General features: G+C 64.1%; 12 protein-coding genes. 7 read left to right on the forward strand and 5 right to left on the reverse strand.

What is annotated here, in order from left to right; genetic code table 11:
• Positions 1-34 precede the first annotated feature (34 nt).
• Positions 35-859, reverse strand: a complete 825-nt coding sequence (locus LRA87_RS08860; RefSeq protein ID WP_230630993.1) for a class I mannose-6-phosphate isomerase — start codon at positions 857-859, stop codon at positions 35-37.
• A 90-nt stretch (positions 860-949) separates the two neighbouring features.
• On the opposite strand from LRA87_RS08860, the gene LRA87_RS08865 reads away from it, so the two are divergent.
• Both LRA87_RS08865 and recN read left to right on the forward strand, forming a co-directional pair.
• A complete protein-coding gene (locus LRA87_RS08865) occupies positions 950-1,918 on the forward strand; it encodes an outer membrane protein assembly factor BamD (protein ID WP_230630994.1) in 969 nt (322 codons plus the stop codon).
• Between the two features lie 97 nt (positions 1,919-2,015).
• Positions 2,016-3,674 carry a DNA repair protein RecN gene (gene recN, locus LRA87_RS08870; protein WP_230630995.1) on the forward strand — a complete coding sequence of 553 codons (1,659 nt, stop codon included), beginning with the start codon at positions 2,016-2,018 and terminating at the stop codon, positions 3,672-3,674.
• 14 nt (positions 3,675-3,688) lie between these two features.
• Here the strand turns inward: recN and LRA87_RS08875 are convergent, their stop codons facing one another.
• Positions 3,689-4,660 carry an SDR family oxidoreductase gene (locus LRA87_RS08875; RefSeq protein ID WP_230630996.1) on the reverse strand — a complete coding sequence of 324 codons (972 nt, stop codon included), beginning with the start codon at positions 4,658-4,660 and terminating at the stop codon, positions 3,689-3,691.
• Between the two features lie 118 nt (positions 4,661-4,778).
• On the opposite strand from LRA87_RS08875, the gene LRA87_RS08880 reads away from it, so the two are divergent.
• From LRA87_RS08880 to LRA87_RS08900, 5 genes are all read left to right on the forward strand, one after another.
• Positions 4,779-5,078: a hypothetical protein gene (locus LRA87_RS08880; protein WP_230630997.1), complete on the forward strand. Its 300-nt coding sequence runs from the start codon at positions 4,779-4,781 to the stop codon at positions 5,076-5,078.
• A gap of 40 nt (positions 5,079-5,118) precedes the next feature.
• A complete protein-coding gene (gene ligA, locus LRA87_RS08885; protein ID WP_230630998.1) occupies positions 5,119-7,242 on the forward strand; it encodes an NAD-dependent DNA ligase LigA in 2,124 nt (707 codons plus the stop codon).
• A gap of 206 nt (positions 7,243-7,448) precedes the next feature.
• A complete protein-coding gene (locus LRA87_RS08890) occupies positions 7,449-10,781 on the forward strand; it encodes a TonB-dependent receptor (protein ID WP_230630999.1) in 3,333 nt (1,110 codons plus the stop codon).
• A gap of 100 nt (positions 10,782-10,881) precedes the next feature.
• Complete coding sequence (locus tag LRA87_RS08895; protein ID WP_230631000.1) at positions 10,882-11,994, forward strand: sensor histidine kinase; 1,113 nt, start codon at positions 10,882-10,884, stop codon at positions 11,992-11,994.
• Positions 11,991-12,794, forward strand: coding sequence for a LytR/AlgR family response regulator transcription factor (locus tag LRA87_RS08900; protein WP_230631001.1), 804 nt, complete (start codon positions 11,991-11,993; stop codon positions 12,792-12,794). The genes LRA87_RS08895 and LRA87_RS08900 overlap by 4 nt, the downstream gene beginning before the upstream one ends.
• 38 nt (positions 12,795-12,832) lie before the next feature.
• On the opposite strand, the gene LRA87_RS08905 is transcribed toward LRA87_RS08900, so the two are convergent.
• From LRA87_RS08905 to LRA87_RS08915, 3 genes are all read right to left on the reverse strand, one after another.
• Positions 12,833-12,979 (reverse strand): lmo0937 family membrane protein, encoded by a 147-nt coding sequence (locus LRA87_RS08905; RefSeq protein ID WP_230631002.1) that lies wholly within the window; start codon positions 12,977-12,979, stop codon positions 12,833-12,835.
• A 123-nt stretch (positions 12,980-13,102) separates the two neighbouring features.
• Positions 13,103-13,891, reverse strand: coding sequence for a 3'(2'),5'-bisphosphate nucleotidase CysQ (locus tag LRA87_RS08910; RefSeq protein ID WP_230631003.1), 789 nt, complete (start codon positions 13,889-13,891; stop codon positions 13,103-13,105).
• Positions 13,884-15,233, reverse strand: a complete 1,350-nt coding sequence (locus LRA87_RS08915; RefSeq protein ID WP_230631004.1) for a TldD/PmbA family protein — start codon at positions 15,231-15,233, stop codon at positions 13,884-13,886. Before LRA87_RS08915 ends, LRA87_RS08910 begins: the two co-directional genes overlap by 8 nt.
• Positions 15,234-15,291 lie beyond the last annotated feature (58 nt).

Here is a 15,291-nt window from a genome sequence, read left to right on the forward strand (position 1 = left end):
CGCCACGCTAATGCTTCGGGGTTAACGCTTTCCGTCAGATACGCGTCGTGCCTGGATAGGCGAACAACAGGTCGGCGTCGGCGCTGGTCGTGATCGTCTCGGCGCCGGTGACGGTCACGCACTCACCCGCCTTGAAGGCGACGCCCGCGACTGCGCCCGATCCGGTGATCGGCACCAGCCAGCCGGTCTGACCCTCCGCCAGCGCGACGTCGCGCGTTCCGCCGGTCCAGCGCTCCAGCACGAACTTCGGCCCTTCGACCAGAATGTCGCGTCCCGCGCCGGCCGCGCCGGGCGACGTGATGGGCCGATACGGCGTCAGGTGCGACACCGCGACACCGTCATCCAGATGCAATTCGCGATCGCTGCCGTAATCGTACAGGCGATACGTCGTCTCGCTGTTCTGTTGCACTTCGATCAGCGTCAGTCCGGCGCCGATCGCATGGATCGTTCCCGATGGCGCATAATAGAAATCGTCGACCTTGATCGGCACCCAGTCGAGATCGTCCTCGATCGACCCGTCCTGCGCGTCGGCCCGTAACTGCTCCGCCGTCATCGGTGCCTTCGGTCCCAGCGCGATCGTCGAATCGGGTTTGGCCGCCAGGATCGTCCAGCATTCGTCCTTGCCGCGCGGCAGGCCGCGGGCATGTGCCTGCTCGTCGTCGGGATGGACCTGCACGGACAGCTTCTGTCCGGTAAACAGATATTTGATCAGCAGGTCGGGCGTGGTGTCGCCCGGTTCCTGGAACCAGATTTCGCCCACCGGCGCGCCGTCCTTCGGCGCGTCCTCGAACCCGAAGCCCAGATCGTGCCGGCCCCACGGCTTTTCGACGCGATGGGTATGGAGCAACGTAGCGGGCATGCGGGTCCTTTCGTGATCGAAACCAGTGAGCGCAACGTGCGACGGAAGGGATTGTTCGCGAGGCCGCGCTTACGCTAAGAGCCTTAGCCGATGCGTACCCCACAGTCCAAGGCGCTTGCCGCAGCGCTGATCGCCGTCCTCGCGCTTCCCATCGCGGGCTGCGCCCGCAATCGTGCGAAGTCCGACCTGCCCTATGTCGCCCGCGACGTCGGCACGCTCTACTCGACCGCGCGCAAGCGGCTCGATCAGGGGCGCTACAAGGAAGCGGCAGTGCTGTTCGACGAGGTCGAGCGCCAGCACCCCTATTCGGTGTGGGCCCGCCGCGCGCAGCTGATGAGCGCGTTCAGCTATTATCTCAATCGCGACTATACCGAGAGCATCCAGTCGGCGCAGCGCTTCCTGTCCGTCCACCCCGGCAACCGCGATGCGCCTTATGCCTATTACCTCGTCGCGCTCAGCTATTACGAACAGATCCGCGACGTCACCCGCGATCAGAAGATCACGCTGCAGGCGCTGAACGCGCTGGGCGAATTGACGCGCCGCTATCCCAACTCCCGTTACGCGTCCGACGCCCGTTTGAAGATCGACCTCGTCAACGATCACCTCGCCGGCAAGGAGATGGAGATCGGGCGCTTCTACGAAACGCGTGGCCAGTGGCTTGCGGCAACGCTACGCTTCCGCACCGTCATCGACAAATACCAGACGACGACCCACACGCCGGAAGCGTTGATGCGCCTGACGGAGAGCTATCTCGCCGTCGGACTGCCCGACGAGGCGCAGAAGGCGACGGCCGTATTGGGAGCGAACTACCCCGGCAGCGACTGGTATGGTCAGGCCTACAAGCTGATGCAGAAGCATCCGCCGCAGGCCGTGGCCGCCGTCGCGCCCGGGCAGCCGGTTGTCCCGGTCGGGACACCGGGATCGCAGAATATGTCGCTGCCCGGCGAATCCGGCACCACGACTCCCAAGGCGGAAGCACCCGCTCCGCCGACGCCGGTCGCGCCGAGCGGCGGGACGAACGGCGCGCCGGTCCCGACGACGGAAACGCCGACGACGTAAGGGGAAGGAGCCGGAACGTCCGGCTCTTTCTCACTTTCCTGCGGGAACGGAACATTTAAGGATCAACATCGCCGCAACGCACGCTATATCGGCGGCGATGCTGACTGCGCTGTCCATTCGCGATGTGGTACTGATCGAGGCGCTCGATCTGGAATTCCAGTCCGGGCTCGATGTGCTGACCGGCGAAACCGGTGCGGGCAAGTCGATCCTGCTCGATGCCCTCGGCCTGGCGCTCGGCGGTCGCGGCGAAACCGGCCTCGTCCGCCACGGCGCGGCCCAGGCGGTGGTCACCGCCACGTTCGATCCGCCCGCCGGGGCGCTCGCCGCATTGCTCGACGACAATGGCGTGGAGGTCGAACCCGGCGAACCGCTGTTGATCCGCCGCATCGTCAAGGCCGACGGTGGCAGCCGTGGTTTCGTCAACAATCAGCCCGCCGGCGCCGCCCTGCTGCGCGAAATGGCACCCCTGCTCGTAGAAATACATGGCCAGCACGACGACCGCGGCCTCCTCAACCCACGTGGCCATCGGGTTCTGCTCGATGCCTTCGGCAGGGTCGATCCCGATGATACCGCACGCGCCTGGGCAACGTTCCGGGCTGCGGAGGCGAAGCTTGCTGACGCGCGCGCGGAGATCGAGACGGCCGCGCGCGACCGTGAATGGCTGGAGCATGCCGTCGGCGAATTGACCGCTCTGGCCGCCGAACCCGGCGAAGAGGAATCGCTCGCCGATAAACGCCGGGGAATGCAGCGTGCCGAAAAGGTCGCCGACGATCTCGCTGCGATCGATTCGTATCTGGAGGGGTCGGACGGCGGACTCGCCCGATTACGACAGGCGGCGCGCGTTCTCGAACGGATTGCCGGCGATCATGCCGCGCTCGGCGAAGCACTCGCCGCGATCGACCGCGCGGTGATCGAGGCGTCGACGGCCGAGGAACAATTGGTCGAGGCCCGCCGCGATCTCGCGTTCGACCCGCGTGCGCTTGAGGACGACGAAGCGCGACTGTTCGAATTACGCGGCATGGCGCGTAAACATCGCGTGCAACCCGACGAGCTCGCCGCACTCACCGAAGAACTGGGCACGAAGCTGGAGCGGCTTGATGCGGGCGAAGACGGCATCGCCCTGCTCGAAACTGCTGTCGCCGCCGCACGGACGGATTATGACGCTGCTGCCGATATCCTGTCGCAGCGCCGCCATGCCGCCGCCGAACGGCTCGACGCCGCCGTTGCCGGCGAGCTTGCTCCGCTAAAGCTCGACGCCGCGCGGTTCCGCACCGTCGTCGTCACCTCGTCGCAGGACGGCTGGTCGTCGCACGGCAAGGATCGGGTGGAGTTCGAAATCGCGACCAATCCCGGCGCCCCCTTCGCACCACTCGCAAAGGTCGCATCGGGCGGGGAACTGTCCCGCTTCATCCTGGCGCTGAAGGTTGCGCTTGCGGAGGAAGGGGGCGCGGCGACGATGATCTTCGATGAGATAGATCGCGGGGTCGGCGGGGCGGTGGCGAGCGCAATCGGCGAACGCCTTGCGCGGCTCGCCGAACGCACACAGCTGCTGGTCGTTACCCATTCGCCGCAAGTTGCCGCGCGCGGTGCCGAGCATTTCCTGATCGCCAAGAGCCACGACGGCATCGTCACCCGCACCGGGGTTCGAAGCCTCGGCGAGGACGAACGTCGTGAGGAGATCGCACGCATGCTGTCCGGCGCGGTCGTCACCGACGAAGCCCGCGCGCAAGCGAAGCGGTTGCTGGAGACGGCCTGAGCCGCCTCCAAGGCTCAGATCGCGCCGGTGCCGCCGTTTGCGCCGAACACGCTGCCAGTGGTGAAGCTGATCATCGGATCGGCCAGCGTCACGTATAGCCCGGCGAGTTCGACCGGCTGCCCCGCACGGCCGAGCGGCGTATCCTGCCCAAATTCTCCGAGCTTACCCGGCAGTTGCCCTCCGGCGACCTGCAACGGCGTCCACACCGGCCCCGGCGCCACCGCGTTGACACGAATGCCTTGTTTGGCGACCTGTTTCGCCAGTCCCTTGGTGAAGATCAGTATGCCCCCCTTCGTCGTGGCGTAGTCGAGCAGTTCCTCGCCGGGGTCGACCGAATTGACTGACGCGGTGTTAATGATCGCCGCACCCGGCTTCATCAGCGGTAGCGCCGCCTTGGACAGGTGGAACATCGCGTAAAGGTTGGTCTTCATCGTGCGGTCGAATTGATCGGCCGTAATCTCCGCGATCGAGGCCTTGGACTGCTGGTATGCTGCGTTGTTCACCAGAATATCCAGCCCGCCAAGCTCGCGATGGGCGCGTGCGATCAGATCGCGGCAGAACTTTTCGTCGGTCAGATCGCCCGGGATCAGCACCACCTTTCGGCCCTCGGCGCGGAGCAGCTTCGCGACATCCTGAGCGTCGGGTTCTTCGGTAGGGTAGTAATTGATCGCGATGTCCGCACCTTCCCGTGCGAAGGCGATCGCGGCAGCGCGACCGATCCCCGAATCGCCACCTGTAACCAGCGCCTTTCGGCCGGTCAGTCGCCCCGATCCGCGGTAGCTCGCCTCACCGCAGTCCGGCACCGGCCGCATCTCGCGCTGGAGCGCCGGCCACTTCTGGCGCTGTTCGGGAAATGGCTGGCTGGTGTATTTCGTTTGCGGGTCAGATGGCGGTGCGGCTTGCGCGAAAGCGGGACCTGCCGCTGCGGCGACGCCTGCGACGGCGGCACCCTTGAACAGATCGCGGCGATTGGTCTGGTCGGTCATGGCGGAAGCTCCCGGTACGTTCGTGACAGAATCGCGTGCCGACCCGGTTGGTTCATCGCAGGTTCGAAATTAACTCAACCACTTGCCAGAAAGACGCCGGGCGTCGAGGAAGCCGCCCATGCGCGGCAGGGACATGGAATCGCGGATCGCGCTGGCGATGCTGCCGCTGGGCGCCATCATGATGCTCGCGGCGGCGCTCGGCTTCGTCGCCGTCGCAGCGCTCGCCATCGATCTCGCGTGGCGACAGCCGCCGCATGCCGGCCTGTGGCTGTTGTGGTGCCTCGCGGCCCTGACGGTCGCTGCCGTTAACCTGCGCCAGGGCATCGAGACGATGGCGACGTTCGACTGGCATGTCGCCGTCGTTCCGCTGCTGCTGTCGACCGTCATCACCACCATCTGTCCCGCATTCTGGCTGTGACTGCTTGCGAGACGGGCCATCGATCCCCTACCCCGCTGCCATGACCGACCTGCCCGAAACCGCGCAACAGGCCGCCACCGAACTGGAGGCGCTCGCCGCTACGATCGCGCATCACAATCGTGCCTATCACACGCATGATGCGCCGGAGATCGCCGACGCGGCATATGATGCTCTGGTGCGCCGCAATGCCGCGATCGAAGCCGCCTTCCCCGATCTGATCCGCGCCGATACACCCAGTCGTCAGGTCGGCGCCGCGCCTGCCGGGCATCTCTCCAAAGTCGCGCATGCCCGTCCGATGATGAGCCTCGACAACGCGTTCGACGACAATGAGGTGCGGGAATTCGTCGCCCGCGTCCGCCGCTTCCTGCGCCTCGCCGAAGATGAGGCCGTGGCCCTGACTGCAGAAACCAAGATCGACGGATTGTCGTGTTCGCTGCGCTACGAAGCGGGCGTGCTGGTACAGGCGCTCACCCGTGGCGACGGCACGACGGGCGAAGACGTCACAGCCAACGTTCGTACGATCGACGACATTCCGCAGCACCTGCACGGCGACGCACCCGCGGTGTTCGAAATCCGCGGCGAAATCTATATGGCGAAGGCAAATTTCGCCGCCCTCAACAACCGTTTGCTCGCCGAAGCAGTCGATCCCGCCAAAGCGCGCCAATTCGCCAATCCGCGCAACGCCGCCGCAGGCTCGCTTCGACAGAAGGACGCCGGCGTCACCGCAAGCCGCCCGCTCAAATTCTTTGCGCACGGATGGGGAGAAGTGTCCGCACTGCCCGCAGATACACAATCGGGCGTGGTCGATGCGATCCGCAATTGGGGCCTTAAGATCGCCGAGGGCTTCACCCGCGTCGATACGGTCGAACAGGCACTCGCCGCCTACCGCACGATCGAGGCTAGGCGCGCCGACCTGCCCTTCGACATCGACGGCGTCGTCTACAAGGTGGATCGCCTCGACTGGCAGCAGCGGCTCGGACAGGTCGCCAAGTCCCCCCGTTGGGCGATCGCACACAAATTCCCGGCGGAACGCGCGCAGACGATACTCAATGCCATCGATATCCAGGTCGGGCGCACCGGCAAGCTGACCCCCGTCGCGCGACTGGAACCGGTCACCGTCGGGGGGGTCGTCGTCACCAACGCTACGCTGCACAACGCCGACGAAGTCGGGCGGCTGGGCGTGCATCCGGGCGATCGCGTCGTCCTGCAACGCGCGGGCGATGTCATCCCGCAGATCGTAGAGAACCTGTCGCGCGACGACGCGCGCGCGAGTTGGCCGTTTCCGACGCATTGTCCGGAATGCGGATCGACCGCCGAACGCGAACCCGACGAGGTCGATTTTCGCTGCACCGGCGGCCTTATCTGCCCGGCCCAGCGCGTCGAGCGCCTGCGCCACTTCGCCTCCCGCCACGCCCTGGATATCGAGGGTTTGGGGATCACCAACATTGAAAGCTTCTTCCGCGATGGTCTGATCGGCACGCCAGCCGATATCTACCGTCTGACTGAGGACACCCTGCTTGCCCGTGAACGGTGGGCGATGGTGTCCGCCCGCAATCTGATCGCGGCGATCGATGCTAAGCGACGCCCCTCGCTCGATCGCTTCCTGTTCGCGCTGGGTATCCGTCACGTCGGCGAAGTCACCGCGCGCGACCTCGCCCGCCGTTGGACGAGTTGGACCGGACTGATGGAGATGGTCGCGCGCGCCATCGCCGAACGCAACGCCACCCCGCCCGCGATCGGCGAAGCCGACGACAAGCATCGCGCCCGCGTGGCCAAGGCGCTGGCGACGGTGGTCGATACCAAGCAGGTCGGGCCGGAGGTCGCACTGGCGCTCGTCGACTTCTTCGCCGAACCGCACAACCGCGAAGCGGTCGCCGACCTGCTGACGCAGGTCACGCCCGCCGATCTCGTCTGGGAGACCCGCGCCTCGCCGGTCAGCGGCAAGACGCTGGTGTTCACCGGCAAACTCGAAACGCTCAGTCGCGACGAGGCCAAGGCGCAGGCGGAAGCGCTCGGCGCCCGCGTATCCGGCTCGGTATCGGTCAAGACCGACCTCGTGATCGCCGGCACGGATGCCGGTTCGAAACTCAAGAAAGCCGCCGATCTCGGCGTAGAGGTGATCACCGAGTCGCAATGGGCCGAGATCGTGGCGAACTCCGGCTGACCCTGCCACCGTCGAAGGTTCCGTAACGAACCTAAAACCGCTGAAACCGTGGCGTTTTTGCAACGCACAATAAACGAAGATTGCCGTCCCCCGTTCGAGACTCGCCATTGTCACAAACCCGCAATATTCAACCGACATTGGCGGCGGCAACGGCGATGAAACGTGCCGCGGTGTTCGAGCGTGATGCTCAAAGGGGACTAGACCAGATGCGTAACAACCTTTTCTTGGGCGTGGCTGCGGTCGCGCTGATTGTTCCGGCTGCCGCATCGGCACAGGAAACGACCTCGACGATCCGCGGCAGCGTTACCGCAAACGGCGCGCCGGTCGCCGGCGCTACTATCGTAGTCACCAACGTGCCCTCGAACACCCGCGCCGAAACGACCACCGGTGCCGACGGTTCCTTTACCCAGTCCGGCCTCCGCGTTGGTGGCCCTTTCACGGTCGAAGTGACAAGCCCGCAGGGCAACACGACCGTGACGGACATCTTCACCGTCGCACAGCAGCCCTTCGAGCTTCCGGTGGAACTCGCATCGTCGGCTGACTCCGCGGGCGAGGACATCGTCGTGACGGCGCGGTCCATCGCGGGCGCCGGCACGGTCGGCAGCGGCCTTCGTACGGTGCTGACGCAAGCCGACATCCGCAAGGTCGCGTCGGTCAATCGTGACATCCGCGATCTGGAACGTCGCGACCCACTCGCCACGCTCGACCTCTCGAACTCACGCGCCGTCAGCTTCGCCGGCGTCAATCCGCGCTTCAACCGCTTCACCATCAATGGTGTGCAGGTCGGCGACAATTTCGGCCTGAACTCCGATGCGAACCCCACCGGACGTGGTCCCATCCCGTTCGATGCGATCAGCCAGTTCTCGGTTTCGGTAGCGCCGACCGACATTCGTCAGGGCAATTTCCAGGGCGGCGCCATCGACACCGTGTTGCTGTCGGGAACCAACACGTTCCACGGCACCGGATTCTATTCGCAGAGCCGTGACGACATCCAAGGCAAGCGGATCGGCTCCAACGTCTTCGTGACACCCAAGTACAAGTCCGAAACCTATGGCGCGACGCTGTCGGGTCCGCTGATCCCCGATACGTTGTTCTTTATGGTTTCGGGTGAGCGTAACACGGATCCCCGGCCGCTTACGCCCAGCACGATCGGCCAAATCCCCGGCCTCAGCCAGACCCAGGTCGATCAGATCACGGGCATCGCGAAGTCCGTGTACAACTACGACACCGGCGGCGTGGTATCGATCAACAATCAGAAGGACGAAAAGATCGTCGGCCGGATTGATTGGAACATCACCACCGGTCAGCGTCTATCGCTTTCCTACATCAATGCCTACGAATCGAGCACCGTCGCGCAGGGCAGCAGCACGTCGACCGCGACCCCCGGCCTTGGCCTTGCATCGGACTATTATCAGCGCAGCGTCCTGTTGCGCGCGGGCATCGCGCAGCTGAACTCGGACTGGACGGACAACTTCTCGACCGAAGCCCGGTTCATCTACAAGTCGAACGAGGTGGGTTCCAACCCGCTGCTCGGCAACAATTTTGCCCAGTTCACCGTCTGCACCGCACCGACGAGCATCGTTCAGGCGACCGGCAACCTCGTCAATTCGTGCGGCACGGGTAACCCGACCGTCGTGTTCGGACCCGATATCAGCCGTCAGGCGAACGAACTGTTCTTCGATACGTGGGGTGGCTCGTTCGAGGCGCGTTACACCGCTGGCGGCCATGAAGTGAAGGCACTGGCGGAGGTGAACGCCAATCGGACGTTCAATTACTTCCTCCAGCGCGTAAACGGAGCATATTACTTCGACTCGATCGCCGACTTCCAGAACCGTGCCGCATCGCAATTCGACTATTCGAATGCGGTGTCGCTCAACTCCCGCGATGCGGCGGCAGACTTCCGTTACCAACAGTACACGTTCGGCCTTCAGGATACCTGGAGCATCAGCGATGCTCTGACGCTGACCTACGGCGCCCGTTACGACGTATATGCGATGCGCTCGCAGGTTGCGCCTAACGACAGCTTCTTCGCCCGCTACGGCTTCTACAACACCAAGACGTATAAGGGTCTGGACAACTTCCAGCCGCGCATCCAGGCGGAGTGGAAGCCGGTCACCAACCTGCGACTGCGTGCCGGTGCCGCGGTGTTCGGTGGTGGATCGCCCGATATCTATCTGTCGAACAGCTTCTCCAACACTGGCGTACTCACCAACCGCATCTCGACGGTGACCCGTGCTACGGCGGCTGCCGGGGTCACCGCCACCTGCGCGTCGCCGTACAACACGGTCGCGTTGAACGGCGTGTGCACGGCGGCGCTGAATGGCGTCACCGGCACGTCGATCCCCGCATCGGTGAACAACTATCTGGCGACGGCAACGGCTTCGCTTCGCACCGCGCCGACGAATGCGATCGCTCAGGACTTCCGCCTGCCGTCGGTCACCAAGCTGACGTTGTCGGCCGACTACAAGCTGTTCGGCTTCAACGTGGCTGCCAACTATCTGTACACCAAGACCAACGATGCTGTGACTTTCACTGATCTGCGGTCGGTACGGACCGGCACGCTGCCGGATGGCCGTCCGCGCTACAACTTCCTGGCGACGCCGGGCGTTGCCGGACAGACTGCCGACACCAATTCGGACATTCTGCTGTTCAACACCGGCAAGGGCCGCAGCCACATCGCGGTCGTCAGCTTTGACAAGACGTTTGACTGGGGCCTGTCCTTCGGCGGAAGCTACACCTACCAGGATATCAAGGACGTAAGCCCAGCTTCATCGTCGACTGCGACATCCAACTATGCCAACACCGCGATGTCGGACCCGAATAACGCGCCCTATGGTATCTCGGCAGACCAGACCAAGTGGGCGTTCAAGTACAATCTCGGATTCGACCACGCCTTCTTCGGTGACTACAAGACGACGGTCCAGCTGTTCGGCGAGACGCGTGCGGGACGTCCGTTCAGCTACACCATGCAGAGCACCGGCAACCGTTCGCCGGTCTTCGGTACGCTTGGGACGGGCCTCGGAACGAACGGGGACTCGCGCTTCCTGTTCTACGTACCGACCGGCACGACCGATCCGATCATCAGCTATGACACCGCCGATACACAGAATGCCGTGGAAAGTCTGATCAACAGCACGAACCTGAGCAAGTATCGGGGTAAGATTGCACCGCGGAATATCGCCCGTAACCGGGCATTCACCCGCATCGATCTTCACCTGGAGCAAGAGCTTCCCACGTTCCTCGGCAAATCGCGTATTTCGATCTTCGGGGATATCGAAAACCTGCCCAATCTGTTGAACAAGGATTGGGGTGGCCTTCGTCAGCTCGGCTTCCCGCAGTATGCGCCGTTGGTGCAGGTTGCCTGCCTCAGCGTTGCTACGCCGACGGGAACCACGCCCGGTGCCGGCGTCGTCAACACGGCGCCGACGCAGACCTGCGCGCAGTATCGGTATACGTCGTTCCGTACCCCGAACACCGGGGCGGCAAGCGTCGCCAACTCGCTGTACCTGATCCGCATCGGCGCGCGCTTCTCGTTTTAACGGCCGCGTAAAGCCTTAATTGCCGGGCCGCCGCTCCCTCGGGAACGGCGGCCCTTCTTTTTTGCACCCTGCCCCACTGCCGTGTAGAGACCGCGGCGACATGGCGACCCTTCCCGCCCCACCCCGCCCCGCACTCAACGTGCGACCATTCTTCGAGAACAAGAGCCGCGCGTTCTGGACTTTGCAGGCCGTCGGGTGGACCGGCTACCTGCTGCTCCGCGGCGCATCGACGCTGACCAACCTGTCGCTCGACGTCATCATCCCGGTGATCTTCGAAGCGATCGTCGGCTATTGCGTCACGCTGCTGCTCTCGACGCTCTACGGCTATTTCAGAGGTCTGCCGCGCGCGCCGGGGCTCATCCTGACGATTCTCGCCTTCGCCTTCGCCACGCTATTCTCCGCATTTCTCGACGCATTTACCTGGTCACTCATTCAAAACGGTCAGCCGGGGGTTACGATTCCGCGCATGCTGGTGTCATTCTACGTCACCTTCACAGCGCTGTTCGGCTGGTCGGCGCTGTATTTCGGGATCAATTTCTACCTGATCGTCGAGGATCAGATCGACCAGATGCAGCATCTGGAGAATCAGGCGTCGTCGGCACAGCTCGCGATGCTGCGTTATCAGCTGAACCCGCACTTCCTGTTCAACACGCTTAATTCGATCTCGACGCTGGTGTTGCTGAAGCAAACCGAGCGGGCCAACGCCATGCTGAGCCGTCTGTCCTCGTTCCTGCGGTACACTCTCGCGAACGAGCCCACTGCGCATGTGACGGTCGCGCAGGAGGTGGAGACGCTGAAGCTGTATCTGGAGATCGAGAAAATGCGGTTCGAGGAGCGGCTGCGGCCGAAATTCGAGATCGATCAGGCTGCGGAACGTGCACGTTTGCCGTCGCTGCTGCTCCAGCCACTGGTTGAGAATGCGATCAAATATGCGGTCAGCACGCAGGAGGAAGGCGCGGAAATCTGCGTTCGTGTGCGGCTCGCCGGGGATCGCGTGCAGATCGGCGTATCCGACACCGGACCGGGTTTGCAGGACGGGCGTGCGATGCCAAGCCTTTCAACCGGCGTAGGTCTCCCCAATATTAGGGAACGGCTGATCCAGGCATACGGCCCAGATCACCGTTTCGAGACGCGTACCACGCCGGCTGGAGGCTTTTCGGTGGACATCGAAATACCCTTCCAGCTCGACGATCTGAGTAGAGAGGCCGCATGACGATCAGAACCATCCTGGTGGACGACGAACCACTCGCGATCCAAGGGCTGGAGCTAAGGCTTCAAGCGCACGATGATATCGAGATCATCGAAAAATGCTCCAATGGCCGCGAGGCGATCCGGGCAATCAAGACGCATAAGCCCGACCTCGTCTTCCTCGATATCCAGATGCCGGGCTTCGACGGCTTTTCTGTCGTGCAAGGCTTGATGGAGGTGGAGCCTCCGCTGTTCGTCTTCGTCACCGCCTATTCTGATCACGCGCTGCGGGCGTTCGAGGCGCAGGCGGTCGATTATTTGATGAAGCCGGTCGAAGAGTCCCGTCTTGCCGATACGATCGAACGCGTGCGGCAGCGGCTGAGCGAAAAACGTGGCGTCGAAGAGGTCGAGAAGCTGAAGGAGGTTCTCGCCGAGCATGCGCCTGAAGCGGCGGCGGACATGGCGGACGGCGGCGGCGATGCGGTCAGCGCGAATCGCTTCGAGAAGCTCATCAACATCAAGGATCGTGGCCAGATTTTTCGCGTCGACGTCGACACGATCGAGCGGATCGACGCGGCCGGCGATTACATGTGCATCTACACCGGGGACAACACACTGATCCTGCGGGAGACGATGAAGGATCTTGAGAAGCGTCTCGACCCCCGACGTTTCCAGCGCGTTCACCGGTCGACCATCGTCAACCTGGATCTCGTCAAGCAGGTGAAGCCGCACACGAATGGCGAGTGCTTCCTGGTGCTCGATTCGGGCGCGAGCGTTAAGGTCAGCCGCAGTTATCGCGACGTCGTGGCGCGTTTCGTCCACTAATGACGGGGCGGTCCGACGATGGACCGCCCGCTCTTCCGCTACAAGGCGCGTCGCCCGGTGAAGAGCTGGATAAGACCGACGATGATCGCAATCACCAGCAGGATGTGAATCAACCCGCCAGCGATATTGAGGGACACGCCCAGCAGCCAGAGGATCAGCAGGATCACGGCGATCGTCCACAGCATCGAAAATCATCCCTTCCGGTGACGGCGACCGACACGGCCGCCACTGGAAACAAAACGTTACGAACACAAATCGCGTTCCTGCGACCTGAAGAAAACGTCGGGATTAGAGGCGCTTCACGTCAGCTATCGTATGAGTATCGCCGACGCGCGTTCCCGTAGCCAGTCTACCGCGGCATCTTGAATGCCCGGCGCGGCGACCATGACGCCGAATGCGGTAGGATTGGGTTTGTTGTAACGCAGCGGGGCGCCGGTCGCATCGCTGACGCCAGCCCCGGCCTCGCTCGCGATCACCGCAGCGCCGGCGATGTCCCATTCGTTCCCCCAACGGAGCGTGGCGACGAGATCGGCTTCGTCGGCGGCGACCATCGCCATGCGCAGAGCAATGGAATTCGGCTTGTGGACCATCACCAGATGTCGGTCGACCTTCGGTAGGGCATCCGTCGGAACACGCGCGCCGTTTAGCTCGATACGATTGCCAGCCCGCAAGCGGACGCCATTCCGCCAGGCCCCCTGCCCGACCGCAGCGCTCCATCGTTCCCCCCGCGCGGGCGCGTCGAGCACGCCAATGGTAGCCCGACCGTCCTCCACGAGAGCGATCGACACCGCCCAGCCTTCCCTTCCGCGGATATAATCGCGCGTACCGTCGATCGGATCGACCACCCAGACCTGCGCCTGCGCCAGCCGATCCGGACTGTCGACCGTCTCCTCGGACAGCCAGCCCGCGGCCGGCAGCAAGCCCGCCAACCGTGCGCGCAGCATCCGGTCGACATCCAGATCGACTTCGCACACCGGACTGCCCGGCGTCTTTTCCCAGCGCGAGAAATCCGTTCGCCAGCGAGCGAGCGCCATCTGTCCCGCCTCATGCGCGACCTGAGCGACGGCGGCCGTCAGATCGGCGCGGGGATCAGCCACCTGCGACGGTCATGCCATCGATGCGCAACGTCGGCACGTTGGTGCCATACCGGAATTCGAGATCGTTGGCTGGTGTCAGAGCGCGGAACATGTCCTTCAGATTGCCTGCGATCGTGAACTCGGCAACCGGGTCGGCGATCTGTCCACCGACGATGCGGAAGCCCGCTGCGCCGCGGCTATAGTCGCCGGTGACGCCGTTGACGCCCTGCCCGATCAGTTCGGTGACGTACACGCCATCGGCAATATCGGCGATCAAGGTGGCGACCGGCACGTCGCCTGCCTCCATGTAGAGATTGCTGGGCGAAACGCCGGGCGATCCACCGACGCCGCGAGCGGCGTGGCCGGTCGGCTCTAGGCCCAGCTGCCGTGCCGAACCGCTGTCCAGCAACCAGCTCTCCAGCATCCCATTCTCGATCAGCGCCACCGGAGACACCGGCAGGCCCTCGCCGTCGAAGGGACGTGACCGCAGGCCATGGGGCCGGTGCGGATCGTCTCGCACGGTGACGCCGTCCGCGAACACCTGAGTACCCAGTGCGTCGAGCAGGAAGCTGGTCTTGCGTGCGATCGCCTGCCCGGAAATGGAGCCGGTGAGGTGGCCGAGCAACGACGAACCGACACGCGGATCGAGCACGACCGGCATCGGTCCGCTGGCGATCCGGCCCGGATTGATCCGCGCCACCGCACGCTCGCCGGCGCGACGACCGATATCGGCAGCCGATTCAAGATGCGCGCGCTTGCGGGCGGCGTGGTGCGCGTAATCGCGCTCCATGCCATTCGCCGCGTCGCCAGCCAGCACGCTTGCCGACAGGCTGTAGGCGGTAGCGGCATAGGCTCCGGCAAACCCGTGGCTGGTCGCCAGCGCCCAAATCGACCGGGATGCGCTGGCGCCACCACCCTCGCTATTGGTCACGCCGGGCACGGCGCGCGCGGTGTCTTCTGCCTCCAGCGCCAACTCGCGCAGTTCGGCGGGGGTCAGCGTGCCACCGTCATCGAGATCGAGCAGCGGCGGCGCGCCGTTCATCAGACGATCCTGCGGGGCAAGGCCGGACCATTTGTCTTCGGGCGCTTCGCGCGCCATCGCGACGGCCCGCTCGACCAGAACCGAAACGGCGTCATCAGAAAGATCGGAGGTCGAAACGCTGGCGGAACGCCGGCCGACGAAAACACGCAGCCCGAGTTCTTCGCTTTCCGACCGTCCGACATCCTCCAGCGCGCCGAGGCGGACTGAAAGATCAATCGATGCATCGGCGGCAAAGACCGCATCGGCGGCATCCGCTCCGGCGCGTGCGGCAAGGGCTACGATATCGGCTGCGCGATCGCGCGCCTGATCAGGTGTCAGCATGGTTGCGGACTTAGGGATATGGGGGACGCGATGCTAGAGGCTGCGCGCCGCCTTCATG

It is taken from the genome of Sphingomonas sp. Leaf37 (assembly GCF_920939475.1).
Classification (GTDB): Bacteria; Pseudomonadota; Alphaproteobacteria; order Sphingomonadales; family Sphingomonadaceae; genus Sphingomonas.